Genomic DNA, 26,489 nt, shown 5'->3' with positions numbered 1-26,489 from the left:
CGTATAAAATCAATTAATCTTCTTTCCTTTTAAAATTTGCACCACCTATGCTTAATATATTATTAGAAATTGTATAACTACTTATGTGCATTTCCCAAGGAATATCCGTTGATAGTTTGCAGGTAGATCCATTTTTATGATCATATTTAAAGTCTATTGTGTTATCAGTAAATGTGTAGGTTATTTTTGCAATAAAATTACTATCTGTACAAATTTTATTACAATTATTAGAATTAACCTCTCCTGTACCATCTGAATTAAATTTAAAATAATATGGATTGCCATTTAGGTCTGAACATTTGTCACTCATTAATAACCAAGTTCCAAATAAAGAGTTTGATTTACTATCTGTTTGTTTTAAATATTCAAAATCATAAGTTGTTAACTGTCCTTGAAAATCAGTTACTAAGCAAAGTAAAATTATTATTAAGTACCTCATAATTAAATAATTGATTGTTTTCTCAAATATAAAAACCGTATTTATATAAATCAATACCCTGTATTAGGTATTTTTTAATATTGTTATTGAGTATATAACTTGTATTCGAAATTTAGATCTTATAAAAACCTCAAAATATTAATGCAACTGCGAATGATGCTTGCAATTTCCTAATAAATCGTTTTGAAATCGAAGATTCACGTAATCAAATGTATTAAAATAGAAGATTGAGTACTTTTTGGTTCGTTTATTCGTATAAATCTATTATTTATTTTGGAACTCATGATATGCTTCGCAGTTTGTGTCAGGACAAATGCGAAAGCATTCATGAACACTAATTCAATAAAATAAAAACCTAGTGAACTAAAATGAACATATAAAAAGAGTAAGGTAACCAATCAACATAAAGCCTTAAAAACTTAAGTATTCATATGATACAAAACTAAAAAAAAACCACTAAGAGCTTCGCTCGGTAGTTTCAAAACAAAATATATTTTGCTTTTCACTAATCCTCAAGGAGACAATCCACATAATTAAATTTTAAGTAATAAATGAGCTTAAATTTTTAAAAGCAAACAAACCAATAGCAAAAACTCAACCCCCAAATTCCGACAGCGTCGGAAGCAACGATTTTCAGAAATAGTGAGCTAAAAACAACGTTAATTTCCAAAATCTAGTACAGAAAATATAAATTTTATAAAGACCTCAAAATATTAATGCATCAGCGAATGATACGAAGTAATTTCCTAACAAATCGTTTTGACTTTTTGGTTCGTTTTGTGTCAAGACAAAATGAACATATAAAAAGAGTAAGGTAACCAATCAACTTTTCGTAATAATTACACTTATAATTTAAAAAAAACAGTCCCAAACCAAACAAGCGAACATTTATCGCATATAAGTTAAGCAAACACTAGCATTAGCTTTAATTTTAACTATAACCTTAAAAACAAAAAAATTATGGATAATAACACAATCATTTTCGAATATCATGATATTAACGCTAGCGATACTTTAGAAAATTTCACAAAAGAAAAACTAGAAACCATTTTTACACGATTCGATTTTGTACATCGAGCAGATGTATTTTTTAAAACTGAAAACACAAGTTCAGACGAAACAGGAAAGAAATGCGGTATTAGATTAAGCGCACCAGGTCCTCGCCTATTTGCAGAAGCTTCACACGACACCTTTCAAGATGCTGTTTCAGAAAGTATTAATGAACTAAAAAAACAATTACAAAAACGAAAAGAACAAGTTAAAACATATTAAAATGGGAGTGATAAGCGACGATAAAAAAGAAATTACAATTATTTATAATACCAATGACAAAAGAGATAAACAAACGTTTGGTTATTTAAGTGCTTCAGAAAAAAGCCTTTCACCAATCGATATATCCAATCAGAAATTAACAGGAACACAGTGGGCAGAAGTATCTACACGACTCAACAAAAGTCTGAATTCGTTAATCAATTCCGAAAAAATTGAAGGTGCAATAGAAAGCTTTAGTGACGACGATTGTATCAAAATCCTTCGTGAAAACCCAGATGCTTTAAATGGAGCGATTGTATTTACAACCGATAAAGCAGAGCAGATTAAAAATCCATCTAAAGTGTTAGAGTTTTTAGATCCTGACAGTGCGGCAATAGATAAAACATAGTATCGCGTCAATTAAAGACTTACTAAAACTATAAACAATTAGTGTAGCAACGTTTCAAAGCGTTGCTTTTTTTTATATGATTTAAAGTGAACGTATTCAGGATAAAAATAAATCTAAACAATTGAAACATGAAAGATCATAAGCTCGTTATTAATAGATTATAAGGTAATCTTAAAACATTTCTTTATCAAAAAAAGCACAGCTTTTACACTGTGCTTTTTGTCTGTAAACGCGATTATGATCAACGTTTTCACCCCAATAGTATATTACTTTTTATAATTCACCATCCAGCTCACATTGTATTGGTCAGAACACCTACCATAAAAAGCATCCCAAGACATTTCTTGAAATGGTGTATGTACAGTTCCTTGTGCACTCAACTGATTAAAGATAGATACTGCATCTTCCTTAGAATCCAAATCAATACTCATATTAATATTAGTACCATTGGTTAATGGTGTATCTGGTGAGGCATCATAAGCCATAATATGAAATCCTTTTCCTTTCAATTCTGCATGCTGTAATTTGTCTCTATAGTTAGCAGGAATATCAATTTTAACATCGTTATAGGTTTGTTCGTTTTGAATGCTTCCACCTAAAACAGATTTATAGAATTCTAATGCGTTTTTACAATCGCCTTTAAAGGCTAAATATGGTTGTACTTTCATAAGGTTTTGTTTTTAAATTAAACTTCATTATAGATACATCCAATTTACAATCAAACGGTTAAATCAATTGTCGCATATGATAGAAATACTAATGGAAATCAAAATAAACCATCAACACCCAAATGCCGACAACGTCGGAAGCAACGATTTTTAGAAATAATGAGCAAAGAATAAAGTTAATTTATCCTATCAAGTATTGAAAATATAGGTCTATAAAAACCTCAAATTATTAATGTATTGGCGAATGGCGCGCAGACAAATGCGATAGCATTCACGAATTCAAACTTAAAACAATAAAAATTTATGAGTAATTTCCTAACAAATCGTTTTGACTTTTTGGTTCGTTTTGTGTCAAGACAAAATGAACATATAAAACTCCAAAAATGCTACAATAGCATTCATGAATTAAACAATAACTAATTCTTAATATTTTTTGGTTCGTTTATTCGTCTATGAATCTCATAATGCGCCCTGCAGTTTGCATCAAGACAAATGCGATAGCATTCATGAACACCAATTTAATAAAATAGAAACCTAGTGAACTAAAATGAACAAATAAAAAGGCATCGCAAAACAAAAGCCCTACAATGCCAATTCTAATATCAAAAGAGACCAAAATTACTCAGCAGCAAAAGGATAATCTGTATACCCTTTTTTTCCAGGAGTATAAAACGTATCCTTATCCCATTCCGTTAATGCTAAATGCTTCTCAAAACGTTCCACTAAATCCGGATTAGAAACAAAAGGCTTACCATAAGCCACTAAATCCGCATCTCCATCAGCAAGCACCTTATTCCCTTTTTCCTGATCAAAATTAGTATTAATCATCAGTGTTCCATTATACAACGGACGAAAATGCTTAGCAATATCAGTCACAGCAAACGGCACCTCAGAAACATCGGTAAACGGTTCTGACAAATGCACATAAGCCAAATTATAGTCATTCAGTTTTTTAATAATATATTCAAATGTCGGAATGGTCTCTTCATCTACCGTAATACCAAACAGCCCATGTAACGACGGATTAAAACGTACTCCAATTTTTTCTTGTGGAATCACGGTTTTCATAGCGTCTAAAACTTCAAAAAAGAAACGCGCTCTGTTTTCAATAGAGCCACCATACGCATCCGTTCTAGTGTTAGAACAGCCATTAAAAAACTGCTGAAACAAATACCCATTTGACGAATGCAACTCAATACCATCAAAGCCAGCTTCCACAGCATTAGCAGCCGCATTTTTAAAATCGTTAACGGTTCGTTTAATATCTCCAGCCGTCATCGCTTTTGGAGTTACGGTATCTTTAAAACCATTTGGAGTAAAAGACTGGGCATTCGGATTGATAGCAGACGCAGATACTGGCAAGGCACCATCATGAAAATCGGGATGCGAAATACGACCAACATGCCATAACTGAATAAAAATAGTACCACCTTTGGCGTGTACACGTTTGGTGACCGTTTTCCACCCTTCCACTTGCGCTTTAGAGTGAATACCAGGAGTATTAATATAGCCCACAGCTTCCTTAGAAACCTGAGAACCTTCGGTAATAATTAAACCTGCCGAAGCACGCTGTTCGTAATATAAACCTTGTAAATCGTCTGTAGCAACTTTTTCCTTATTATCTGCACGACTACGTGTCATAGGTGCCATAACAACACGGTTTTTTAAAGTAATATTTTTATGATAGGGTGTTAATAAGGGTTGTGTATTCATGGTGTTTTTTTCGTATTAATTTGAAGTATAAAGTTACGATTTTCAAACACCAATTTAGCGGATAGATAGCAATTAAGATAGATTTAACCTTTCCTATAAATGACTTAACAGATCTTAAAGAATAATAGGAATACTAAACCAAACACACCCAACCCAACGTCAGTTCTAGTGTCCGACTTTTTAGTTGGGATGTATCGAGAACAGAAATATTTCAAATAAAGTACTCCAAGATCAAAGAAAAGAAGTCTAAACCAAAGCAAACAATCAACACCCAAATTCCGACAGCGTCGGAAGCAACGATTTTCAGAAATAATGAGCTAAGAATAAAGTTAATTTATCCTATCAAGTATTGAAAATATTAGTTCTATAAAAACCTCATATTATTAATGTATTAGCGAATGGCGCGCAGACAAATGCGATAGCATTCACGAATTCAAACTTAAAACAATAAAATTTTATGAGTAATTTCCTAACAAATCGTTTTGAAATCGAAGATTCACGTAATCAAATGTATTAAAATAGAAGATTGAGTACTTTTTGGTTCGTTTATTCGTATAAATCTATTGTTTATTTTGGAACTCATGATATGCTTCGCAGTTTGTGTCAAGACAAAATGAACATATAGAATATTACACATTTTAATATATCATTTTAATCCATCAATATGAAGTATCTAAGCAAGACCAAACACCCAAAACATTAAATAAATATTAAATAAACCACCTCGTCTTGGCATTTCAATCCATAATCAAGAACTTCGCAAAAAAACAACCCAATGACAATATTTGTAGACATGGACGATGTGTTAGCCGACACTTACGGTAAGCACATAGAATTATATAACAAGGAGCATCAACAAGACTTACATATCAACCAAATCACCTCAGGTGAAATATGGCATAACGTTCCAGAAATACACAAAAAAAGCATAAAAGATCACGCTTTACAGCCAGGCTTTTTCAGAAACTTAAAACCGTTTAAAGATGCCATACAAGTTATGGAAGCCTTATACAACAAACATGAAGTGTACATTGCAACGGCAGCCACACAGTTTCCTAATTCCTTATTAGAAAAAAGCGAATGGTTAGACGAGCACATGCCGTTTGTAACATGGCAACATCGTATAATGTGCGGAGATAAGTTTATTTTAAACGGAGATTTATTAATAGACGACAGAACCTACAACTTAGAAAAATTTGAAGGAGATACTTTGCTTTACAATTCGCCTCATAACGTCAATGACACAGGCTACACAAGAGTATCTAACTGGTTAGAAATCGCAGAACGCTTGTTGTAAAAACGGATAATAGATCTAAAAGTGCTTATTCGGGTCTCATCCAGAGCTCCGTCGGGTCTCCTTCGGGTATGCGTCGGGTATGCGTCGGGTGAGCTATGGTAAATTCCTACAATTAGTAAAAAGATATTAAAGAGCGAAAATTAAACGCAATTATTAGGTTCCACAGACTATAACTTTCAATTACGTGTACCCGTAATAGCATCAATTTCAATAGTAAATATAATAGGAATATCGTTATCATTCACCTTATTAGAAAACTGATTAATAAAGTCTAATTGGCTTTCATTCTTATTTCTCATAAGTTTCTGTACACCTAAATACATATTGTGGAGTATTGATTTAGCTCCACTGCCTGTGTGTTCTTTAAAAGTGCCATGCACTAAAACTGATTGCCAATCATTAATAGAATTAATAGCAGAAACACATAAAGACACGTTATTGTTTTCTCGTAAAGCTTTTATTTTATGCATATTACTTAAATGACACGTAATATTATTTTCGTCTTCATTATAGAAATAGGTAATTGGTGCAATTGATAGTTCATTATGATTTAAATAGCCTAAATCACCAATATAATTAGTATGAAGTATTATGGCTTTTTCTGAAGTATTTAAGTTATTGATCATAATTTCTCTTATTTAGTTTTATAAGTAATATAGTGTTAAGACCTTTGTCAGTACAAAGGTCAACGCTCTTTAATAAGCCATTGACAACACTGTTTTTTTTGCTATACCCTGTAATATTTAAGGCTTTTAAAGCACCTATTCCACAACACTTTTGTGCACTATAGAACTGGTGCTTATGCCTTGTTTGCAATCGCTTATGTAATTAATACCCTAACAATTACTTGTTAAAATAGTTTTCTACAAAAGCAACTTTCTCATTATTTGTCATCTTATCTGCCGATTCTACTTTAATAGTAATATCCTTAAAATGTAAATCGGTATTTAAGTAATTATACAATTCTGTTTTTGCATGTGTTGGTCCAAATAAAAGCACCTTATTATAGTTTAAAATAACAGCTGCAATGTCTTTGTAATAATCACCTTGCATTTGCTGTCTTTTGTTATGCATAAGGCTTTCACTTCTATTTAATGCATCTTCTTTTGTATCGAAAGTAAATTTTGATTCGATAGCGTAACTGTTTTTCTTGGAGGTTAAATCAATCAAATTTGCGGTTGAATGATCCATCCATATCCCTAATTTTTTTTGTGTATTCATTATATAAATTGTATTGTTTAATTAATAATGGTTAAACTTTTAACTTCTACTTTGATTTTCATCAATAGATTTTTTATCAATATTAAATTTCCTATTCTTAATATCGGTTCCACCTGTTGGATTTGTAGGATTGGTTTGAGTTACTTTTGTTTTAAATTTTCTGTTATCGCTCATTGTTCTATTTTATTGATTTTTAATTATTTATAAGGTAATCATTTGATTGCGAATGCACAATAAAACAAGGTTAAGTCTTTGTTAAAAGGTGCTCTAAAAACAATAGAGAGAACTAGTAGAAAAACTAAATGATCGCTTAGAAAATTAAGACCTCCAAATGCCAAGTGAAGATAAAAATGGCTACCTTTAATTCTATAACTAACACACAACAAGATGACTAAGCCTTCCAACACCTATTCACGACGAGATTTCACCAAATTATCAGCGCTAGGTTTAGCAGCACTACCACTACTCTCTTTTCAAAATGGATTAAAAACAACAGGTTCTACGTCAGAAAAAGGACTCAACGTGCATTTATTCTCAAAACACTTACAGTTTCTTAATTATAACAACATGTCAGATGCTGCAGCAAACCTAGGTTTTAATGGCTTAGACCTTACCGTTAGAAGAAAAGGGCACGTACTACCAGAAAACGTTGAGCAAGACTTACCTATTGCTGTAGAAGCTATGAAAAGCCATGGACTTCAACCAAAACTAATGTCTACCAATGTTTGGGATGTGAATAATCTTGTAAACATTAATGTTTTAAAAACCGCAAGCCAATTAGGCTTTACACACTACCGAACCGATTGGTTAAAATATCCAGAAACCCAATCTATAGAAGAAAGTCAGAAACAGTTTGCCAAACAAGCCGAGCAACTAGAATTACTAAACAAGGACCTAAGACTAATAGGTGGTTATCAAAACCATTCGGGTAAACATGTTGGTGCTCCTGTTTGGGATTTACTACCCATTTTAGAAGCTACAAAAGGCCAATTTCTAGGTTGCCAATACGACATTAGACATGCGGTTGTTGAAGGAGGTGGCAGTTGGGAACTCGGTTTACAACGCATAAAACCATTGATTAACTCTATAGTAATTAAAGATTTTAAATGGGGAATTAAAGACGGTAAATGGCAACCTATTAATGTACCACTTGGCGAAGGTATGGTCGATTTTAAACGTTATTTTTCACTACTTAAAACCTATAAAATTAATGTACCTGTGTCGTTGCACCTCGAATACGATTTAGGTGGTGCCGAAAAAGGCCGTTCCAAACTCACAATGGATAAAAAAGAAGTGTTTAATTATATGAAAAAAGATCTGCAGTTTATAAAAGATACATGGAAAAGTGCTTAATACGAATAGATCTGTAATCAGCATAAAAAAATCCCGCAATTGCGGGATTCTCAACATAATCAATCAAATATATGAGCCTAAAACTTTAAATCATTCAAAAACGCATTAACGCTTTCTTTTGTTTCGCCAGTGCGTTTCTGAATTCTTCCTAAGACTTCATCTTCTTTACCTTCACGGTAATCCAAATCATCATCAGTAAGTTCTCCCCATTTTTGTTTCAATTTTCCTTTTGCAATATTCCAATTGCCTTTTACTTTATCTTGCCATGGTTTAGACATAATTTCTATAGTTTTAAGTTATCAACGTAAACCGCTATGATTTACTACCATAAAGTTACTTGAAATCCTAAGGACTATTTAACGCTATTCATTAAGATATTAATGCAAACACGAATAAAAAAATATGTAATAAGTCTGCTGGTATTGCTTAAAATATTAGTGAAGAAATGAAGAATATGTATCTTTACATTTCAATAATTACATGCAAAACTTGTGGATCAAATTAAAGCTTATATAGAGCAAATTGCGACATTATCTGATGCGGATTGGGAATACTTTATGTCTAAATTAGAACGACGTGTTATTCCTAAAAAAACAATCTTTTTAAAACGTAACGATATTGAAAAACACATCTCTTTTATAGAGTCTGGTGTGGTACGTTTGTTTATTCCTAAAGATAATCCTGAAAAAGAAATTACATTTGGTTTTAGCTTTAAAGACCAATTTATCAGTGCTTACGATTCGTTTTTAACCCAACAGCCATCTGCTTATGAATTACAAGCATTAACAGAAACAACCATTTTAAGTATTAACTATAACGATCTACAAGACGTTTATAATACCACACAGATTGGAAATCTTATTGGTAGGCTAACAGCAGAACGTCTGTTTTTAATAAAGTCTAAGCGCGAACAGAACCTACTAAACCTCACAGCAGAAGAACGTTACATTAAGTTATTTAAAGAACGACCTGAAGTTCTAAAAGTCATTCCTTTAAAATACGTGAGCTCATATATTGGTGTAACACCACAAGCGTTAAGCCGAATTCGCAAACGATTGGTATAGTGTTTTATTGATTTAGGTTCATTGTTTGGTGCTTCTTATCAATTTATCTTTGTAAAAAAACATTATGACAATAGTTATTTTTGTAGTGGTACTTTGGTATGGAGGCTTATTCTTTCAGTCGTTCTTTTTACATCGCTACGCAGCACACCAAGTGTTTACAATGTCCAAAACCATGGAACGTATCACCTTTATTTTAACATGGATTTTTCAAGGTTCTAGTTATTTAAGTGCTTATGGTTACGGAGTGATGCATCGTATGCATCATGCTTATACAGACACCGAAAAAGATCCGCATTCTCCATCTTATGATGCCAATCTTTTTGCTATGATGTGGAAAACAAAAACCATATATCAAGATATAAACAAACAACGTATTGCAGTAGATGAACGCTTTACCAAAAATGTCCCACAATGGAAAAGCTTCGATACTTTTGCAAGTTCTCGTATTTCTAGACTTTTATGGATTTCTAGCTATGTGCTGTTCTTTGCACTTTTTGTAACCGCTTGGTGGCAATGGCTATTACTGCCAATAACCTTTTTAATGGCACCTATTCATGGCGTGATTATTAATTGGTTTGGTCATATTTATGGCTATGTCAATTTTAAGATGAAAAACACGAGTAAAAACTTATTTCGTTTCGATTTTCTAATGATGGGCGAAGGCTACCATAACAACCACCATAAGTTTGCGAGCAGAGCTAATTTTGGTGTAAAATGGTATGAAATAGATATGACTTATGTAATTATAAAATTACTTAATGCCTTTGGTATTATTCGTTTAAAACCAATAAAGATAAAAGCATAGTTGATTGTATCTTGATTTCAAATCCCCACTAAAAGGCAGTATCTTGCTGGTTCTATAAAAGTTCTCACATACATATTGTAAATTGTGGGTACTAAAAGTACAAGTACCAAGCATGATGTATACTATTATTGATGTTGAAACTACAGGGCAAAGCAATCGTATGACCGAAATTTCGGTGTTTAAATACGATGGTGAAACTGTAATTGATGAGTTTACATCATTGGTAAATCCTGAAACCTACATTCCACAGCACATCACAGCACTTACAGGTATTGATGATCATATGGTAGCTGATGCTCCACGTTTTGCAGATATAGCACAAGACATTCTTAATATTACAGAAGGTACCATATTTGTAGCCCACAACGTTAACTTTGATTACAAAGTGATTAGCGGAGAATTTGAACGTATTGGTATAGAATTTACCAGAAAGAAACTATGTACAGTGCGTTTGTCTAGAAAGCTATTGCCAGGCCATCGTTCCTACAGTTTAGGAAAGCTATGTAATGCGCTTAATATAGATCTACAGAATAGACACAGAGCCAGAGGTGATGTACAAGCTACAGTTATTCTATTTGAGTTATTACTACAACAACCAGAAGCGACCGAAGTATTTAAAGAATTTTTAAACAAGAATTCTAAAGAAGCGACCTTACCTCCTAACCTACCTAAAGAAACTTTTGAAGCCTTGCCAGATACGGCTGGTATCTATTATTTTAAGGACAAAAAAGGAACAGTCATTTATGTAGGCAAGGCCATAAACATCAAAAAAAGAGTCCTCAGCCATTTTTATAGCAAGACTAAAAAGGCACAAGATATGGTAAGAGAAATACGCGATATCGATTTTGAAAACTCTGGAAGTGAATTAATAGCATTACTCATGGAAGATGCTGCTATAAAGCACCACTTTCCTGTGTATAATAAAGTCGCCAAGCGCACCATTCAGTCCTTTGCCATTTTTTCTTATGAAGACCGAAATGGAATTCTACATTTAGCCAGTAATAAAGCACGACTGACACCAAATCCTATCCTTACGCTTTTTAATCTAAGAGATGTGCGTACATACATGGAAAAGCTTTGTGCACAATACAACTTATGTCCAAAATATTGTCATTTACAAGAATCTGTCTCTGAGTGTTCGCATTATAGTATCACAAACTGTAAAGGGGTTTGTAGGAATGAAGAATCTACAGAAGCTTATAATAATAGAGTCTTAGAAGCCATACACGCTATGTCTAACCAAAAAGAAGATGTTATTATGAGAGAAAAAGGCAGACACAGTAATGAGGAAGCCTTTGTAATGATAAAAGGTGGTGAATATTTAGGCTACGGATTTATTGATAAGGAAGAACAAATCAGCCATGTTGATGATTTAAACGCTTTCCTTATTCCACAGAAAAACAGTATTGATATTCAGAAGATATTACGATCACGTTTGATGGAAATCTAGTATTTCAGGAAACATTTCACACCATTTTGACATGGTTTTGATACGGCATACCAATGCGCTAATTAATTTTAGTACCAAGAAAATGAATTATGATAAAATTCGATTTAAAAGTAATGTTGCTAATAGTGTTTCTATTAGGTGCTTCATCAACAGCTATTGCCCAAAACACAGATGAATTAAGTATTGTAAGAGTTGATAGTACTTGGGGAAAAGAGATTATAGAATTCCCGATAGATTGGGCTTCAAAATTAACTATTGAAGGCTATGAGGAACTGAGATTTGCACCAAATTGGGCTGATAAAACAAGTGAAGAATTTTGGACGCTTGTGATGTCTTGGAATGTAAAAACCGAGACAGAGCTACCTCTTTATGAACTACAATTTAATTTTACACATTATTTCGATGGATTAATGAAACCTAATCATTGGGCTAATGAGTTTCCTGAACCAAAAGTAGAATTCTTTGAGCCTGAAACAACAGAAAACGGATTCATTTTTAAAGGGAAAATGTTTTTTTTTGATGGCTTTCATACTGGCAAACTAACAACAGTTTATATATTAGGTCAACAAGAGCATTGCGATACCACAGGAAAATCCATCATCATATTTAAAATTTCAAGCAAAGCTTATACTGAGCGCGTATGGGAAAAACTAAATAGCATCAATATAAAAGAAGATCTCTGCAATTTCTAAACAATATCTTTCTTTCTAGTTGTAATAAAATAAACACCTGTAAGTAATACTACAGCAGCAACTATAGATTGTGTACTCAAGGTTTCATCTAAAACATACCATCCTAAAATCATAGCGACAATAGGATTTATATAAGCTGAAGTTGCCACTTTTTCTGTAGAGACTTGTTTTAATAGGTAATTAAAAGCCGTAAAAGCAGCAATACTTCCAAATGTAATAAGAGCCAACATCGCGAGTTGCACTTTAGGACTCCAAACTAATGGAGAAGTCCAATCCTCTCCCAAGGTTAGACTTCCGCAAGCTAACATAATACTAGCAATGCCCATTTGGTAGCCTGTACTTACAAAATAATTTTTAGGCACGTCTGCTTTGGCGACATATACACTGCCATAACTCCAACTTAAAACACAAGTAAAAATCATAAAAATACCTAATAGGGTTTCTTCGTTTGTTACCAGTTCTTTTTGACTCACTAGTAAATACATGCCAAGAATACCAAGACCAACTCCTATTAAGGATTTTGGTCTCATTTTTTTATGATCTATTAATCGCATTAATAATAACACAAACAGTGGTTGGGTAGCGGCTAATAACGCACCAAACCCACTATCAACATATTTTAAAGCCCATACAAAAACACCATTACCATACACCAAAAACAAAAAGCCAACAAGCGCTGAATTTAGGAACTGTTTTTTCGTGATTTTAAGACTAAACTTTAAGACTTTAGCGATACCAAAAATTAAGATACTCGCAACAGAAAAGCGTACAGCAGCTAGAAATAAAGGAGGTAATTCTGTTACAGAAATTTTATTTAGCAAATAGGTAGAACCCCAAATAATGTAAATAGCAATAAACGCTATAATAATTAAAGATTTAGAGCTAGGTTTAGGCATGGTCAGATTTTATATGAGATTCAATTAAATAGGATAAACTCTAACCTTTTTCTTCTTTAAGCGTACATTATTAAGCTTATTGACTAAGTCATCAGAAATTGACTTAGGAACAGCGACAAAAGCACAGTCTTGTTTTAACTCAATAACACCTAATTGATCTTTACTAATACCACCTTGTTTAAAGAATAAACCAGCAATATCTCCTTTAGATATTTTATCTTTTCTACCTCCAGAAATAAATAATGTGGTCCAAAATGAAGGTTTTATTTCCCCAGATTTTTTAAGCGTTAGTATTTTAGATTTTTCTACAAACTCAGGAAATACTTCTCTATCCCCTTTAATCAGATAAGCTGTTCCTTTAGCATTTACTCGAGCTGTTCTACCATTTCTATGGGTATATTCTTGGATAGCTTCAGGAATTTCATAATGAATAATATAACTCATTTCAGGAATATCAATACCTCTAGCAGCCAAATCACTCGCCACTAAAATATTTACACTTCCATTTCTTAACTTAATTAAAGCACGTTCACGATCGCGCTGCTCCATACCTCCATGAAAGCATGTATGTGCAATTTTTCGTTTGTCTAAAAAACGACTTAAATCTTCTAAACGTTCCTTTTTATTACAAAATACAATACCAGGCGCATTACCTAAATGGTATAATAGGTCAACTAAAGTATTATGTTTATTAGCCGATGGTGACAACACTGTTTTTACCGTTAATTTTGGACTTGATTTATCTTTTAAGAAATTTAAAGTTTTGGCACCATTCATTTTAAGATAAGCAGGAATTGATGCTCCCTCTGTTGCAGAAGTTAAAATTCGCTTGTTAACATTTGCCAAATAGCCCATTATAAACTTCATCTCACCTCCTGCACCAACTTCAATTGAAATATCAAACTCATCTATCACTAAAGTTTTTATAAATTTAGTAGTAAATCGAGCTTGCTCAAAATGATCGGCTAAACGTCCTGGTGTTCCAATTAATATGGTAGGTGTGTGTTTTAATTCTATTTTATCCTTTGAAATAGCACGTCCTCCGTATATAGCATTAGCTTTATAACCAGAGCCCATATTTCGAATTACGGTTTCAATTTGAATTGCTAATTCACGAGAAGGCACAATAATTAAAGCTTGGACTTCTTCTTCAATAGTTGGATCTAAAGCATCCAATAAAGGCAATAAAAAGGCTAATGTTTTTCCAGTTCCTGTTGGAGATAAGAGAATAGTATTTGTGTTTTTTTCAATCGCTTCAATAGCAGATTCTTGCATTGCATTGAGTGCGTATATGTTTAATTTCTCGAGAATATCTTGTTGATCTTTAATGCTATTAGCCATTGCTATTTTTTGTTTGTTTTAGAATTGTCTGACGTAGAACTTTCTGAATTATCGGACAAAGATAGGTATATCATTCTTGAGAATTAACAAAACAAAAGCAACACCTTAAAAGATGTTGCCTTCTTAGCAAGTTATTAATAACGGTTAAGGTTATCTTGTAATCAATTTAGATTTATTTCCTTTTTTAAGTACTATTGTATAGGTGAATTTTGATGCCTCTTCCTTAGAATAAAAAATCTTGCAATTGCTCTTATTAAAAGACCATCCAGGATAGTCTTTAGCCAATTGACTTGTTAAATCATAAGGTATCCTTACATCTTCATAATACTCTTCTGATTTTATAATCTCACCATTATGGTCATAAACAGCTTTAATATAATTTTCGTTGGCTTCAAATACAACATCATAAGTAACCGATTTATTATTACTGTAAATAGACTCCTTAGAAATATCATAAGTAGCGGCTATTTTTTGTAATTTTTTAATGCGTGCAGCCAAATGTATAGTTTCATTAGTATTACTCATTACATACGATTCATTTTTGATTTTTGAAGCTTTAATAGTAATGTCGTTATCATTAGCTGTTGCCATAGCTAAGTCATTCTGCGCAGAGATAAGGTTGGTTAAACCTAAAATACATAAACCAAGAAGAAATTTTTTCATGAGTGATACAATTTTATGGGTTATACTTATTATTAATGATGTTTTATAAACAGGCTGTAATTAATAAGATATTAGGACATGACGAAGTTACTAGACATGATACTTCTAACCATAAATTTGAGATAGACTGCTAATGAACAAGCAATAGACAATTAATAGACAACGGAACAAAACCTAACACAAATAATTAACAATAAGTGTTTTATAAATTTTGAATAAAAAAGTCTAAGTCGACATCTTCTGAGAGATTTAGTTTTTTTCTTAAACGGTAACGACTCGTATTTAGTGACGCTAAAGTTATATTTTGAAGTGTGGCAATACTACGACTTTCAATTTTTAAGCGAATTAATGAGCAAAGTCTAATTTCATTTTTACTCAAATTTGGGTAACTGTGTGTGAGTTTACTATAAAAGGTATGACTTAATTTGTCTAAGCGTTCAAAGAAATCTTGTGTATCACTATCTACATTAATTTTATTGGCAATAGCGTGATCTAAGGTTTTTATTAAGGATTCGCGTTCTTCTGATGAAGTCTGCTTTATGGCCTCTAATTGCGCTGCTAATTCTTTTGCCCAATCTTGATCTTGGGTAAGTTTTATAGCAAAATCTGACAAATCACGTTCTTTAGATTTAATCTCTGAATTAAGCTGCTCGACCTTTAAGGCTGAGTTTTCTAGTTTCTGTTCAGCTAATAATTGTTTATTTTTTGCATTGATAAGGTGTTGCCTTCTACTAATAATAAGTGTCATTAATAGAATAATGAAAATAGACGATAAAAGCCCAATAAACCAAAGTTTAGCACGCTGATTTTTAATCATATTCTCTTTTTGAATGCGATCTATTTTAAAATTTAATTCAATTTTGTCTATCGTAATATCATTCAATTCTTCTTGCCATTTTTTATCAGCATGATTAGATATGGCCTGAAGACTATCCGAAAAACGTTCTATCGTCTTTACTGTAGCATAGGCTTCTAAAATATTGTTTTGAGCACTTAACAAACGTTCTTTAGCTCTTAAAAATTCTAATTTAGAACTAGACGTTATACTGTTATTCAATTCTTGATATTTTACAATGGTTTCTAACTCTTTAAAAACCCGTTGTGCAGCGTCTAACTGACTTAATTGTGTATTGGTAGTTACTAATTGTGATCCTGCACTAATTAACCGAGGAATATCTTTAGCTAAGGTTGCTTCATTAATGGCTGTTTTGAAATACTCAAAATTTTGCTGATATAATGGCTGTGCCTTTTTATAATCTTGCTGGTCTATATAAATATCTGCAATATTATCGCGTATACTTCCATTTAAAGTATGCTTTGGAAATTTAGACTTTGTAAGCGCATAGGCACGTTCAAAGAAATACATCGCAGAATCAAGGTCTTTTTTATGCCAATAAAAAAAAAGGCCATAATTGTTTATTGAAGACGGATGGTAAATATAGTTTAGATTCTTAGTAAACGCCATATTTGCTTTATGTTGAAATGCGGCGCTATCTAATAAACCAAGCTTTGCATAACTCTCTGCAAGCATGCTTCGCGCATAACTTCGCATTTCCATATATTTATTGCGCTCAGTTATATCTAATTCATTTTCATGATCTTCGTAGTAATTAAAAAAGTTGAGATAAGATTTAATAGACTCTTTAGGAAATCCTACTTCTCTAAACCAATTTCCCGAATGTAGATAACTGTCTAAAACAAATTTAACGTGTCCTTCAATATGATTTAATATGTCTAAACGCTTAAAATGAAGTGATAAATACCTTTGCATTTGGACATCAGAAAATGATGCGCGTCGGTATGTTTTTATATCATCTTCTGGAAATACAGAAGACATAGAGTCGCTAATCTGTTGGTACTCCTTAAAAGCTGATTCACTAGTAATTGCTGTGCTTTGAGACCATAACTGTGGTATGGCTATACTGCACAAAAGCAATAGTGATGCGTAATACTTAAACATTAATTATCAATAGGTTAGGATTCTCTAAATATACCTATTTTTTTAGAGTAACAGTATAAACCAGAAAAGACTTTAATAAAAGTAAGCCTTAAAAAATCTCTTCAGAAGTTCATTATTCTGAAGTGACCTTCCTACTTCAAACAAAAATCAATATTTAAAGCAACTATCCTTCTTTACGCAAGACTTCTAAAGGCGAACTTCTAAGTACGGTTTGAATATTACTCAGCCCAATTCCTAATACCAATATAGTAATACCTGGTAAAAAGACTAAAAATGGAATTAGTGAAGGGGTAAACGGTTCTTTAAATACAAATAGAGCTAAAAATAAGCTACTGACTAAAGCTAATAAAATACCAACTAAACTGCCTAAAAGTCCTAAAAACACGTATTCAAAAGCTGAAATTCTTAATATCTGAGAATTCTTAGCGCCAAGTGTTCTTAGTAATACACTTTCTTTAATACGTTGGTATTTACTAGTTCTTACAGAGCCAATAAGGACTATAATTCCTGTGAGAATACTAAAGAAGGCCATAAAATTAATAATCCATGACACCTTATCTAAGATATCTTCAATAATAGTAATGACTTGTCGTAAATCTAGAATAGATACATTAGGAAATTTTTGAACCAAATCGCGTTGTAAGTTTGCAGAAGCCACTTCATTTGGTGCAGAAGTAGAAATAACATTAAACTGCGGAGCTTTCTCTAGGACTCCTTTAGGAAACACAATAGAAAAGTTGAGTTGTATTTTTCCCCAATCTACCTTTCTAATACTACCAATTGTTGTTTCCATAAGCACTCCTTGCACATTAAAAACAATAGCATCACCAACACCTACTTTAGCATCCTTGGCAAGATTATCTGAAATAGAAATAACGATTGGGTCTCCCGGCTTTAATTCTGATGTCCACACACCTTCTAACAGTTCTTCTGAAGCTATAAGTGAATCGCGGTAAGTTGTTCTAAATTCGTGATTTAGAATCCAACCACGAACTTGTTTTGTTGTATCTTTTTTCATGTCATTTACCAACTGATCTTTAATGCGATGCATACGCATTGTTACCAATGGAATATTATCTACAATAGGTAAACCTTGAGACGTAATTGTTTGTTTTAAAGCATCACGCTGTTCACTTTGTACATCTAAAATAATGAGATTAGCACTACCTGCCGTTTGTCCCACTTCGGTTTTTGACAATAAGATATCTTTTGTAAAATATAGAGTACTAATTAAAAATGTCCCTAAACCAATAGCAACTACTAAAACAACTGTTTGATTGTTGGGTCTAAATAAGTTTAGCAAACTCTGGCGTGCTGTAAAACCCCAACGTTTAGGAAAATACTTCCGAATTAATTTAATGCACAACAAAGCAACACCAGCTAAGACAGCAAAAGTGATGAGCGTTGCAATAACAAAACCTAAGGCATAAGCCACATCTTGAAGCAACCAATACGAAAACAAAAACAGAAAGCTCAATATAATTAGGAAGACAGTAAACTTTACTTTTTTAGGCTCTTGTGAGGCTTGTTCGTTTACGCGTAGTACCTCTAAAGGAGACACGTACCAAGTTCTTAATAAAGGTAATAAAGCAAATAATACCGACATAAAAAGTCCGAGAAAAACCCCCATTACAATAGGCTGAGCAGAAATACTTATGGTAACAGAAAACGGAAGGAAGTCTTTTAAAAGCAAAGGAAATAACTCTTGTACTCCTACACCAACAAGAGCTCCAATTAAGCCTCCAATAATTCCAATTCCAGAAATTTGAATCAGGAAAATAAGAAAGCTCTGTAATCTAGAAGCTCCCATACATTTTAAAACCGCAATCGCTTTTAATTTCTCTTTTATATAAATATGAACAGAGCTAGCAATACCAATACACCCTAATAATAAAGCTATAAAAGCAGCTAAATTTAAAAACTTGCCTACATTATCATAACGTCTACCTAAGCGTTCACTAGTGCTTGTATGTGTATCTAAATCTGCACTTTCGGCTTTTAACATAGGATTTATTTTAGCTTCAAAAACTTCTAAATCAAGTGTGTCTGAAGCTTTGTAGAAGTATTGGTATTCTTTACGACTACCAAATTGTAATAACTCTGTATCTTTAATAAAGCGATAAGGAATTATAATTGGTGGTGCTACCGAAGTTGAAATAGCCGTGCTTCCTGGAATAGCTTTTAAAGCACCTATAATAGGAAGTGTTATATGACCTACTTTTATAGAATCTCCAGGTTTAATATTAAATTGAAGTAATAAAGTAGCATCAACTAAAGCTCCTCCTGTTTCTTGATAAGTTGCTGCAGCTAAAGCAGGCTGTGTCTCAATTGTACCATAAAACGGGAAGTCTCCTTCTAAGCCACGTACTTTAACCAATTTTGTCCCTCCATTTTTAGGAAAAGCAACCATGGACATAAAGTTAACTTCAGAAGCATCAGGTTTTAATGAGTCTATAATTGTTTGGGCTCGTTCCGTAGGAACTTGTCTCGTATCTATAATATAATCCGCTCCCATCAAGGCTTTGGATTGTCGCTGAATGTTGTCTTTAAGATTGGTACTAAATAGCTGAATAGATACTACAGCTGCAATACCTAAAATAATAGATGCCATAAATAATAGCAATCGCACTCTACTTGCCTTAGCATCTCTCCATGCCATTTTAAAAAGCCAAGCCGTGTTTAGTTTAGATATACTCAAAGTGTTGTTGTTGCTTGATTTGTTAGTATTTGTCCACCTTTTAATCGTAGAATTTGTTGTGTACGATTTGCTAATTCTAAATCGTGAGAAATAATGACTAAAGTTGTTCCTGCTTCTTTATTCAAATCAAACAACAATTTTATAACCTTTTCTCCTGTTTCTTCGTCTAAATTCCCTGTTGGTTCATCTGCAAACAAAATGGAAGGAGCGTTTGCAAAAGCTCTTGCTAAAGCCACTCGTTGTTGTTCGCCTCCCGAAAGCTGTGATGGATAATGGTGAAAACGATTTGCTAAACCTACTTTTTCTAATAATGACTTACTTTTTTTTACCGCATCTTTATCTCCTTGTAATTCTAAAGGTACGCTTACATTTTCAAGTGCTGTAAGTGTTGGTAACAACTGAAAATTTTGAAATATAAAGCCTACTTCTTTATTTCGCAATTGCGCACGTTCGTCTTCATTTAATTGACTTAAATCATGTCCACATAACTCTACAGTTCCAGTATTGGGATCATCTAGTCCAGCACATAGACCTAGTAAGGTTGTTTTTCCACTTCCTGAAGGGCCAATAATTGAGAAGGTTTGTCCTTTTTCAACATCGAAAGAAATGTTATTTAAGACCGTTAATTGTTTGTTACCACTAGAATATGTCTTTCCTAGACCAGTAATCTTTAATATCTTTGGCATATTAACTTTTAAATTTTTAGGACACTTATGTCGAAGGCTCAAAATAATCATTTGTATTTAATTTCACCAATCCTAAACGGCTCTAAACTCATAAAATTTTGTTATTTTATGGTAAGTGTGCTATTCCTTGGTTGTGGTAATAATACCGCTACAAAAGAGACAACGGAAACGCAACCTCTATCAAAAACAGAAGATACTGTGATTAGTGAAACCAAATCTAAAACCATTCTCTGTTTTGGAGATAGTATTACTGCAGGTTATGGATTAGACGATATTAATGATGCTTATCCTGCCATCTTACAACAAAAAATAGATGCTTTAGACTTGAATTACACCGTTGTTAATTCGGGAGTGAGTGGTGAAACTACTGCTGGTGGAAAAAGTCGTATCAACTGGATTTTAAATCAAAATATTGATGTTTTCCTATTAGAATTAGGGGCTAACGACGGCTTGCGAGGTGTTGCACTTTCTGAAACACGTGCTAATCTTCAATCTATTATAGATGCTGTAAAAGAAAAAAATGCAGAAACGACAATCATCCTTGCAGGTATGGAATTACCACCCAATATGGGACAGGATTATACTACAGAATTTAGACAAATCTTTGCTGATTTGGCATCTAAGAATGATTTAAAGTTTATTCCTTTTATACTGAAAGATGTAGGTGGTATTGCTAAGTTAAATCAAGCTGATGGCATTCATCCTACTATTGAAGGTCATAAAATAGTGGCTAATACCGTTTGGGAAACTCTTGAACCAATGATTAATAAATAATAACGCTTTTTGAAGTTAGTGCTTCTTTTTTTTCTTTTTATTAGCCTCGGGTTTTGTGGCAGCTAAAGCTGTTTCTGCCAATTGGTGGGCTAATACTTTTTCTATTAACTCTTCTTTGGTTAAATGATGAAAAATAGTACGAACGTCTTTTCTTAGCGTTTCAGAAATAGCTCTGTTTGGTTTGGTCTTAAATATCTTTCTGGCCCATAAAACCGCTTTAGTTTCTTCAATACTTTGTGTATTCGCTTTTTTTAATTCAGAAAAATGAATACCTAATTCATTTTCAAAATCGGCAATATCAATGACTTCTTCTTGCTGTAGAATAGTTAAAGCTAAGCCCTTTGCTCCTGCTCTTGCTGTTCGTCCTGATCTATGAACGTAAGCATCGTAAGTATCTGGTAAATGATAATTTATTACATAAGCCACGTCTTTAATATCTAAACCACGTGCAGCCAAATCTGTTGCCACTAAAATATCGATATGAGCTTCTCTAAATTGTCCCATAATACGATCTCTAATGCCTTGTGACAAACTGCCATGAATGGCACCAGACGAAAATTTATTAATTGCTAAATTCTTAGCGAGTTTATTAACCGCAGCTTTGGTTTTACAGAAAATAATACCGCGTTGACCTGCTTTAGAATTTAAAAAATGAAGAAGAACATCTAATTTTTCAATAGGTTCAACCACCACAAATTGATGATCTATACCTTGATGTCCAACAGTTGACATATCTGCTTCAATATGCACTACATGTTTTGACATGTAATTTTGAACCAATTGTTTTATGGTTCCTGGCATAGTAGCAGTAAATAATAATGTACGTCTCTTTTTAGGAACTTCTTTAATAATAGCATCTAATCCCTCTTTTAAAGCACTAACCATTTCATCTGCTTCATCCAAAACAAAGTATGAAATCTTTGAAATATCAACAGCGTTTCGTTTTACCAAATCGGCCAAACGACCAGGTGTTGCTACAACAATATGTGTGGTACTTTGTAAACGTTCTATTTGAGGTTTAATAGGAATCCCACCACAAACTGTGGCAATAGACATCTCAGGAATGTGTTTAGCGAATGCATTTAAATTGGCGCTAATTTGTTGACCAAGTTCTCGAGTTGGTGCTAAGATAACAGCTTGTATTTCGTTTTTTTTTACATCAATTAACTGTAATAAAGGCAAGCCAAAGGCGGCTGTTTTTCCTGTTCCTGTTTTAGCTAAAGCTACTACATCATCCACTTTCTGTAATATAACAGGGATGGTTTTGTTTTGAATATCTGTAGGATTAGAAATGTGTAAATCAGCTAGTCCTTTTTGTAGCTGTTCATTAATTCCTAAATCGGAAAAATACTTTGACATAAAAAAATAATTTTGACAAAGGTAAGAATACTGTTCTTGGGAATGGCATAAATAAGAACGATCTAAAAACTTAACTTTTCAGTGTTTTTAAATACCACTTTAAGTCCGTTTTAAAATTATTAAGAATGTTATTATAAACATTAACATATAAAAACCGTAGAGATGCCATACGAGCTTTGTGTTCTTTGCTTGTTGTTAAAAACGTAAAGCACTCAGGAGTACAATTAAAATCCGTGATAAATTCAACATACCAATCTTCACTGTCTTCTATAGCTTTTAAATTGTCTGATATAGCTTTAAATATAATAGCTTCAGTATCATCTATACTCTTTAAATACAGCTTATAAGAGCTACTAAGATTAAGCATATTCTTGGCATCTTTACTATTGTTAAGTTGCGCATTGTCAATCAGATTTGTAGCAGAATTACCAAGTGATAATACTTTAATATTTAACAGTAAAGTAGCAACAACAGTACTAGAATTAAGTTTTGAAGCATCATGTGGTCTATCTAATACTTTTAAATAAGCTTGATTAAGTGTGTTTAATTCTTGTTCAAATTCTTCTATGTGTTTTATATCTTTTTCTAGCTGAACAATGACTTGAGATTTTAATTCTTGATTAGAGTCATCTAGATTTTTTTTATTGAAATAGCTATTAATACTTACTGCAATTAAAATACCTACAACCACTAAAATAATTTCACCAAAAGCGTAAGTTAAGTATGACTTTAAGCGTTTACGTTCTATAAATTGGAAGCGTTGTTTGTTGAAGAGTTTCATATCATAAATATATAGTTTTAATACCTAAAAAAAAGAATTATTAATTGACAAAGTTTATCACTAATCACTAATTATACATTTTTCTGTTTTTAAAATCAGTTTCCACTTGTTCTATAATCCATTTAGTAATTTTACCCGCAATAACACCTCTAAAAACACTTACAATTGGACGCAACCACCAACGTTTAATACGTCCTTTTAATTCGGCTTTTAAAATGGCTTTAACTCTGTTTTTAATTGGTTTTTCTAAAGCTTTAAAGGCTTTGGCATTAAATTGAGGAAAGTCTTCAACCTCATAGCTTGTTGGGTTAGTATCTCCTTTAATTTTACTCACATCAGGAATAATAGGCATATAAATTTTTTCACTTCCATCTTTTTGTTTCACTTTCTTTCTAAATTCTTCAATTGCAGTATCACTAACTCCATAGAACAAATTGTTAGGATCGTTTTTATCGCATTCTAAAAAAAGAATTCCTCTTAGGAAATTACGCGCATTATCTCTACCGAGAAAAAAATCATGTTGTCTAAATTTAATATCTAAAAATCCACCAAAACCTTCTAAAGCGCCTGTAGCTAATGGAGGATGTTCTCTAATTTCCATTTTTCCTGGTTTTAACTTTCTAGGAAATGACATCAACTTAAACAAGCCCACACCATAAGTATCTGTCTGTTTATAACGTGCTTGGTTAAGAATAGTTGGCACTAAAGCTCCTAATATTCCTAAAACACTTGAGATTTTATAATTGACTGTATCTGTTTTTATGGAATCGAAAAAACTAGGGAATGGATCAATTAAAACTGTTCCAAATTTAGGGTTGTCTATATTAGGTTCTCCATGTTTTTTAATAAGATGACGTAAAACTTCATCAAAAGGTTCGTTATTTATTGTACCTCCATCAATAGCTGTAAATTGAAAATTTGATGACGTTTCTTCATCTATTAGGACGTCCAAATTATCATCTATTAAGGATTTTCTAACTTTTAAACTGTTATTTAAATATGCTGTAGCAAATTCATTATCAAAATAACGTGGTTTTAAACCAATAGGAAATGCACCAGTTGCTTTTGTTATTTTTTTTAAAAAATCTCTTGACTCTAATGAATGTGGATGAAAAGGTAAATAATGGTTTTTATCTTTTTCTGCGTCATAATTCAGTTTAAAATGCGCTAAAACATCATGGCTACTAACACGGTGAGAAGGCGTTTCGTCTAAAAATTTAGATTTAATTCTACTTAATTTTACTTTATAATCCAGAGGTCTAAGACTTGTTAGTGTAATTAGTAACCTTAAATCTTTAGCAATAAATTCTGGTAAGTTTTTTAAACTAGCGTCAGTAGGCAATTCGTTAAAAACACGTTCTGCAATATTATCTATAGGACTAGAGTTTAAGAGTGATGGTGTGCCAATTTCTGGGTTAATATCAGAAGTGTCCAACATTTTTTCAAAAGTAGCTTTACCACTCCCCTTTTCTTTATAAAGATCTAAATCATCATCTAAAAACACCCAACTATCATAAAGGATATTACCTGTTTTTTTGTTAGACACTTTCTTTACAGGTTTCCAATTGCCTGCATATAATGCTAAAGTTGCTATCATTCCAACCATTCCACCTGCCGAAGCACCTCCAATAGCATCAATAACCACATTATGGTTAGGAATGTTACTATTTGGATTATTTTTTTGTGCCTGCTTTGCTAATTCCCATTCCGAAAGAGCCTCTAAGAGGTAATCTACAAAACCAGCAGTATAAGCACCTGCAGATACTGCGCCTGCTAAAGAAAGCCCTAAATGAAAGGTTTGTTTACTCATTAGATCTGTTTATTTAAATATCATTAAGGTTTAAAACTATAAAGAAAGATGAAGGTATGCAATCTTCTTCTAGAGATATAAAATTATAGACTAGAGATCTAAATGTTTTGATTGCCTTTAAATACGATAAAATATAGAACACAAAAAAAGCGTCCTAAATATGTTATTTAGAACGCTTAAATAAGCTATTATGTTAAGACTACTATTTCGTAGCTTCTGTGTCTGATTTTAAAATGATATTACGCTGAGCAACTAAAATACCATTTTCTTTTTTTAATTTTAAAATTCTAGATAAATCTCCTTTTTTTGCCATACGTTTTCTACACATTTTTGTTAGCATCGGATCTTCATCAAAAAGAAAGGTCTCTACCGCATAAGCATCTTTTGATGGTTCTTTTACAATTGGAAATAATTGTTGCATTTGATTAAATCTTCTATCGTTTCCTGGAACAAACGTATAAAATGTATAACGACCATCTGCATCTGTTTTTATCCATCCTCTATGGTTAACATAACGTTTTTCTTTCGTTTCTCTTAAATCAAAATCACCATTTTCGTCTGGTTGCTCTACATAAAGAATAACATCTTTTGCAGGTGTTACTCCATCACTTTTATAAATAATACCTGAGACTTTAAGTTTATTCGTTTTAGATTCATAATCAGGAATAGTATCTACATTCTTAAAATTAAGGTCTGTATAATCATATAATGGTAGTTGATTATTAGAATCTTGAGCTGAAATAATGCAATTAGCGCTAAAAAAGCAGATAAAGCAATATAAGAACATTCGATTTTTCATAAGATAATGAGTTAAGATTACCTAAAATTGAAGCTTTTAGTTGGTAAATCGTTAAAAATCTTATCAATGTATTATTTATACGACGAACCGAAAATGCCGACAAATATTTCCGATGAAATACTAAGAATTACAATTCGATAAAAGGAGGTAATTGTTACTGTATTTTTCTGCTTAAGAAAATGTTTTGATGCATTTTATCGATATCAAAATATTAGCTTTTTAAGCCTGAAAAAAATGCGTTTTTTTAAATTATATTTCATTTTGGCCTAAAAATCATTCATTTTTAGGCAATTATCTCGTTAAAAAACAACAATGTATTTTATCGGTATTATGTGCGTTTTGTCAAGTAATTAAGCAGTT

26 protein-coding genes are annotated in these 26,489 nt (G+C 32.4%); 9 read left to right on the top strand and 17 right to left on the bottom strand.

Annotated elements, in window-relative coordinates; translation table 11 throughout:
* Positions 1 to 13 precede the first annotated feature (13 nt).
* Positions 14 to 439, bottom strand: a complete 426-nt coding sequence (locus tag VDP25_RS09210) for a hypothetical protein (protein WP_334469021.1) — start codon at positions 437 to 439, stop codon at positions 14 to 16.
* A 960-nt stretch (positions 440 to 1,399) separates the two neighbouring features.
* Between VDP25_RS09210 and hpf the strand changes: the two genes are divergently transcribed.
* The gene (gene hpf / locus VDP25_RS09205; protein WP_334469019.1) at positions 1,400 to 1,711 is read left to right on the top strand and encodes a ribosome hibernation-promoting factor, HPF/YfiA family; all 312 of its coding nucleotides are present in this window, start codon (positions 1,400 to 1,402) and stop codon (positions 1,709 to 1,711) included.
* A gap of 1 nt (position 1,712) precedes the next feature.
* On the top strand, positions 1,713 to 2,099 hold the full coding sequence (locus VDP25_RS09200) for an arsenate reductase family protein (protein ID WP_334469016.1): 387 nt from the start codon (positions 1,713 to 1,715) through the stop codon (positions 2,097 to 2,099).
* A gap of 266 nt (positions 2,100 to 2,365) precedes the next feature.
* Here the strand turns inward: VDP25_RS09200 and VDP25_RS09195 are convergent, their stop codons facing one another.
* Both VDP25_RS09195 and VDP25_RS09190 read right to left on the bottom strand, forming a co-directional pair.
* Entirely contained in the window at positions 2,366 to 2,767 is a 402-nt protein-coding gene (locus tag VDP25_RS09195) for a VOC family protein (protein WP_334469013.1), read from the bottom strand.
* A gap of 618 nt (positions 2,768 to 3,385) precedes the next feature.
* Positions 3,386 to 4,480, bottom strand: a complete 1,095-nt coding sequence (locus VDP25_RS09190; protein ID WP_334469011.1) for an alkene reductase — start codon at positions 4,478 to 4,480, stop codon at positions 3,386 to 3,388.
* A 775-nt stretch (positions 4,481 to 5,255) separates the two neighbouring features.
* Here VDP25_RS09190 and VDP25_RS09185 point away from each other — a divergent pair.
* Complete coding sequence (locus VDP25_RS09185) at positions 5,256 to 5,777, top strand: 5' nucleotidase, NT5C type (RefSeq protein ID WP_334469008.1); 522 nt, start codon at positions 5,256 to 5,258, stop codon at positions 5,775 to 5,777.
* Positions 5,778 to 5,953: 176 nt separating this feature from the next.
* Here the strand turns inward: VDP25_RS09185 and VDP25_RS09180 are convergent, their stop codons facing one another.
* The 3 genes from VDP25_RS09180 to VDP25_RS09170 all read right to left on the bottom strand — a co-directional run bounded on the left by VDP25_RS09180 (position 5,954) and on the right by VDP25_RS09170 (position 7,172).
* Positions 5,954 to 6,403, bottom strand: coding sequence for a pyridoxamine 5'-phosphate oxidase family protein (locus tag VDP25_RS09180; RefSeq protein WP_334469006.1), 450 nt, complete (start codon positions 6,401 to 6,403; stop codon positions 5,954 to 5,956).
* Positions 6,404 to 6,620: 217 nt separating this feature from the next.
* Complete coding sequence (locus tag VDP25_RS09175) at positions 6,621 to 6,998, bottom strand: hypothetical protein (RefSeq protein ID WP_334469004.1); 378 nt, start codon at positions 6,996 to 6,998, stop codon at positions 6,621 to 6,623.
* A 39-nt stretch (positions 6,999 to 7,037) separates the two neighbouring features.
* On the bottom strand, positions 7,038 to 7,172 hold the full coding sequence (locus VDP25_RS09170; protein ID WP_262510799.1) for a hypothetical protein: 135 nt from the start codon (positions 7,170 to 7,172) through the stop codon (positions 7,038 to 7,040).
* Between the two features lie 213 nt (positions 7,173 to 7,385).
* On the opposite strand from VDP25_RS09170, the gene VDP25_RS09165 reads away from it, so the two are divergent.
* Positions 7,386 to 8,351, top strand: a complete 966-nt coding sequence (locus VDP25_RS09165) for a sugar phosphate isomerase/epimerase family protein (protein ID WP_334468998.1) — start codon at positions 7,386 to 7,388, stop codon at positions 8,349 to 8,351.
* A 77-nt stretch (positions 8,352 to 8,428) separates the two neighbouring features.
* On the opposite strand, the gene VDP25_RS09160 is transcribed toward VDP25_RS09165, so the two are convergent.
* Positions 8,429 to 8,629 (bottom strand): CsbD family protein, encoded by a 201-nt coding sequence (locus VDP25_RS09160; protein ID WP_215925594.1) that lies wholly within the window; start codon positions 8,627 to 8,629, stop codon positions 8,429 to 8,431.
* A 213-nt stretch (positions 8,630 to 8,842) separates the two neighbouring features.
* Here VDP25_RS09160 and VDP25_RS09155 point away from each other — a divergent pair, with 213 nt between their 5' ends.
* The 4 genes from VDP25_RS09155 to VDP25_RS09140 all read left to right on the top strand — a co-directional run bounded on the left by VDP25_RS09155 (position 8,843) and on the right by VDP25_RS09140 (position 12,362).
* A complete protein-coding gene (locus tag VDP25_RS09155) occupies positions 8,843 to 9,415 on the top strand; it encodes a Crp/Fnr family transcriptional regulator (RefSeq protein ID WP_115816498.1) in 573 nt (190 codons plus the stop codon).
* 64 nt (positions 9,416 to 9,479) lie between these two features.
* Positions 9,480 to 10,220, top strand: coding sequence for an acyl-CoA desaturase (locus VDP25_RS09150; RefSeq protein ID WP_115816497.1), 741 nt, complete (start codon positions 9,480 to 9,482; stop codon positions 10,218 to 10,220).
* 112 nt (positions 10,221 to 10,332) lie between these two features.
* Positions 10,333 to 11,670, top strand: a complete 1,338-nt coding sequence (locus VDP25_RS09145) for an exonuclease domain-containing protein (RefSeq protein WP_334468991.1) — start codon at positions 10,333 to 10,335, stop codon at positions 11,668 to 11,670.
* Positions 11,671 to 11,759: 89 nt separating this feature from the next.
* Complete coding sequence (locus VDP25_RS09140) at positions 11,760 to 12,362, top strand: hypothetical protein (RefSeq protein WP_334468987.1); 603 nt, start codon at positions 11,760 to 11,762, stop codon at positions 12,360 to 12,362.
* Here VDP25_RS09140 and VDP25_RS09135 read toward each other — a convergent pair.
* From VDP25_RS09135 to VDP25_RS09110, 6 genes are all read right to left on the bottom strand, one after another.
* The gene (locus VDP25_RS09135; RefSeq protein WP_334468984.1) at positions 12,359 to 13,258 is read right to left on the bottom strand and encodes an EamA family transporter; all 900 of its coding nucleotides are present in this window, start codon (positions 13,256 to 13,258) and stop codon (positions 12,359 to 12,361) included. The two genes, VDP25_RS09140 and VDP25_RS09135, sit on opposite strands and share 4 nt — an antisense overlap.
* Before the next feature lie 24 nt (positions 13,259 to 13,282).
* A complete protein-coding gene (locus VDP25_RS09130) occupies positions 13,283 to 14,599 on the bottom strand; it encodes a DEAD/DEAH box helicase (protein WP_334468982.1) in 1,317 nt (438 codons plus the stop codon).
* A 150-nt stretch (positions 14,600 to 14,749) separates the two neighbouring features.
* Positions 14,750 to 15,262 carry a hypothetical protein gene (locus VDP25_RS09125; protein ID WP_334468980.1) on the bottom strand — a complete coding sequence of 171 codons (513 nt, stop codon included), beginning with the start codon at positions 15,260 to 15,262 and terminating at the stop codon, positions 14,750 to 14,752.
* A 202-nt stretch (positions 15,263 to 15,464) separates the two neighbouring features.
* A complete protein-coding gene (locus VDP25_RS09120) occupies positions 15,465 to 17,222 on the bottom strand; it encodes a helix-turn-helix transcriptional regulator (protein ID WP_334468978.1) in 1,758 nt (585 codons plus the stop codon).
* Positions 17,223 to 17,385: 163 nt separating this feature from the next.
* Positions 17,386 to 19,881, bottom strand: coding sequence for an ABC transporter permease (locus VDP25_RS09115; protein ID WP_334469399.1), 2,496 nt, complete (start codon positions 19,879 to 19,881; stop codon positions 17,386 to 17,388).
* A gap of 35 nt (positions 19,882 to 19,916) precedes the next feature.
* Entirely contained in the window at positions 19,917 to 20,606 is a 690-nt protein-coding gene (locus VDP25_RS09110) for an ABC transporter ATP-binding protein (RefSeq protein ID WP_334468975.1), read from the bottom strand.
* A gap of 27 nt (positions 20,607 to 20,633) precedes the next feature.
* On the opposite strand from VDP25_RS09110, the gene VDP25_RS09105 reads away from it, so the two are divergent.
* On the top strand, positions 20,634 to 21,380 hold the full coding sequence (locus tag VDP25_RS09105; RefSeq protein WP_334468973.1) for an arylesterase: 747 nt from the start codon (positions 20,634 to 20,636) through the stop codon (positions 21,378 to 21,380).
* Positions 21,381 to 21,395: 15 nt separating this feature from the next.
* Here the strand turns inward: VDP25_RS09105 and VDP25_RS09100 are convergent, their stop codons facing one another.
* The 4 genes from VDP25_RS09100 to VDP25_RS09085 form a co-directional block, all read right to left on the bottom strand.
* Positions 21,396 to 22,739: a DEAD/DEAH box helicase gene (locus tag VDP25_RS09100; RefSeq protein WP_334468970.1), complete on the bottom strand. Its 1,344-nt coding sequence runs from the start codon at positions 22,737 to 22,739 to the stop codon at positions 21,396 to 21,398.
* 70 nt (positions 22,740 to 22,809) lie between these two features.
* On the bottom strand, positions 22,810 to 23,520 hold the full coding sequence (locus VDP25_RS09095; protein WP_334468967.1) for a hypothetical protein: 711 nt from the start codon (positions 23,518 to 23,520) through the stop codon (positions 22,810 to 22,812).
* A gap of 67 nt (positions 23,521 to 23,587) precedes the next feature.
* A complete protein-coding gene (locus VDP25_RS09090; protein ID WP_334468964.1) occupies positions 23,588 to 25,330 on the bottom strand; it encodes a patatin-like phospholipase family protein in 1,743 nt (580 codons plus the stop codon).
* 202 nt (positions 25,331 to 25,532) lie between these two features.
* A complete protein-coding gene (locus tag VDP25_RS09085) occupies positions 25,533 to 26,129 on the bottom strand; it encodes a hypothetical protein (protein WP_334468961.1) in 597 nt (198 codons plus the stop codon).
* Between the last annotated feature and the right edge of the window lie 360 nt (positions 26,130 to 26,489).

The sequence above is a fragment of the Winogradskyella sp. ECml5-4 genome, assembly GCF_036903175.1.
GTDB lineage: Bacteria > Bacteroidota > Bacteroidia > Flavobacteriales > Flavobacteriaceae > Winogradskyella > Winogradskyella damuponensis.
The sequence above is the reverse complement of the archived record's forward strand: the minus strand, read 5'-3'. Positions and strand labels throughout refer to the sequence as shown.

Bases quoted from the DNA above. Each gene is read 5' to 3' on its own strand.
- VDP25_RS09160 (WP_215925594.1), bottom strand. From the start codon at position 8,629: ATGTCTAAACCATGGCAAGATAAAGTAAAAGGCAATTGGAATATTGCA.
- VDP25_RS09085 (WP_334468961.1), bottom strand. From the start codon at position 26,129: ATGAAAAATCGAATGTTCTTATATTGCTTTATCTGCTTTTTTAGCGCT.
- VDP25_RS09100 (WP_334468970.1), bottom strand. From the start codon at position 22,739: ATGTCAAAGTATTTTTCCGATTTAGGAATTAATGAACAGCTACAAAAA.
- VDP25_RS09170 (WP_262510799.1), bottom strand. From the start codon at position 7,172: ATGAGCGATAACAGAAAATTTAAAACAAAAGTAACTCAAACCAATCCT.
- VDP25_RS09090 (WP_334468964.1), bottom strand. From the start codon at position 25,330: ATGAGTAAACAAACCTTTCATTTAGGGCTTTCTTTAGCAGGCGCAGTA.
- VDP25_RS09105 (WP_334468973.1), top strand. From the start codon at position 20,634: ATGTCGAAGGCTCAAAATAATCATTTGTATTTAATTTCACCAATCCTA.
- VDP25_RS09190 (WP_334469011.1), bottom strand. From the start codon at position 4,480: ATGAATACACAACCCTTATTAACACCCTATCATAAAAATATTACTTTA.
- VDP25_RS09180 (WP_334469006.1), bottom strand. From the start codon at position 6,403: ATGATCAATAACTTAAATACTTCAGAAAAAGCCATAATACTTCATACT.
- VDP25_RS09110 (WP_334468975.1), bottom strand. From the start codon at position 20,606: ATGCCAAAGATATTAAAGATTACTGGTCTAGGAAAGACATATTCTAGT.
- VDP25_RS09095 (WP_334468967.1), bottom strand. From the start codon at position 23,520: ATGAAACTCTTCAACAAACAACGCTTCCAATTTATAGAACGTAAACGC.
- VDP25_RS09135 (WP_334468984.1), bottom strand. From the start codon at position 13,258: ATGCCTAAACCTAGCTCTAAATCTTTAATTATTATAGCGTTTATTGCT.
- VDP25_RS09140 (WP_334468987.1), top strand. From the start codon at position 11,760: ATGATAAAATTCGATTTAAAAGTAATGTTGCTAATAGTGTTTCTATTA.
- VDP25_RS09130 (WP_334468982.1), bottom strand. From the start codon at position 14,599: ATGGCTAATAGCATTAAAGATCAACAAGATATTCTCGAGAAATTAAAC.
- hpf (WP_334469019.1), top strand. From the start codon at position 1,400: ATGGATAATAACACAATCATTTTCGAATATCATGATATTAACGCTAGC.
- VDP25_RS09115 (WP_334469399.1), bottom strand. From the start codon at position 19,881: ATGGCATGGAGAGATGCTAAGGCAAGTAGAGTGCGATTGCTATTATTT.
- VDP25_RS09165 (WP_334468998.1), top strand. From the start codon at position 7,386: ATGACTAAGCCTTCCAACACCTATTCACGACGAGATTTCACCAAATTA.
- VDP25_RS09150 (WP_115816497.1), top strand. From the start codon at position 9,480: ATGACAATAGTTATTTTTGTAGTGGTACTTTGGTATGGAGGCTTATTC.
- VDP25_RS09125 (WP_334468980.1), bottom strand. From the start codon at position 15,262: ATGAAAAAATTTCTTCTTGGTTTATGTATTTTAGGTTTAACCAACCTT.
- VDP25_RS09195 (WP_334469013.1), bottom strand. From the start codon at position 2,767: ATGAAAGTACAACCATATTTAGCCTTTAAAGGCGATTGTAAAAACGCA.
- VDP25_RS09145 (WP_334468991.1), top strand. From the start codon at position 10,333: ATGATGTATACTATTATTGATGTTGAAACTACAGGGCAAAGCAATCGT.
- VDP25_RS09185 (WP_334469008.1), top strand. From the start codon at position 5,256: ATGACAATATTTGTAGACATGGACGATGTGTTAGCCGACACTTACGGT.
- VDP25_RS09210 (WP_334469021.1), bottom strand. From the start codon at position 439: ATGAGGTACTTAATAATAATTTTACTTTGCTTAGTAACTGATTTTCAA.
- VDP25_RS09120 (WP_334468978.1), bottom strand. From the start codon at position 17,222: ATGTTTAAGTATTACGCATCACTATTGCTTTTGTGCAGTATAGCCATA.
- VDP25_RS09175 (WP_334469004.1), bottom strand. From the start codon at position 6,998: ATGAATACACAAAAAAAATTAGGGATATGGATGGATCATTCAACCGCA.
- VDP25_RS09200 (WP_334469016.1), top strand. From the start codon at position 1,713: ATGGGAGTGATAAGCGACGATAAAAAAGAAATTACAATTATTTATAAT.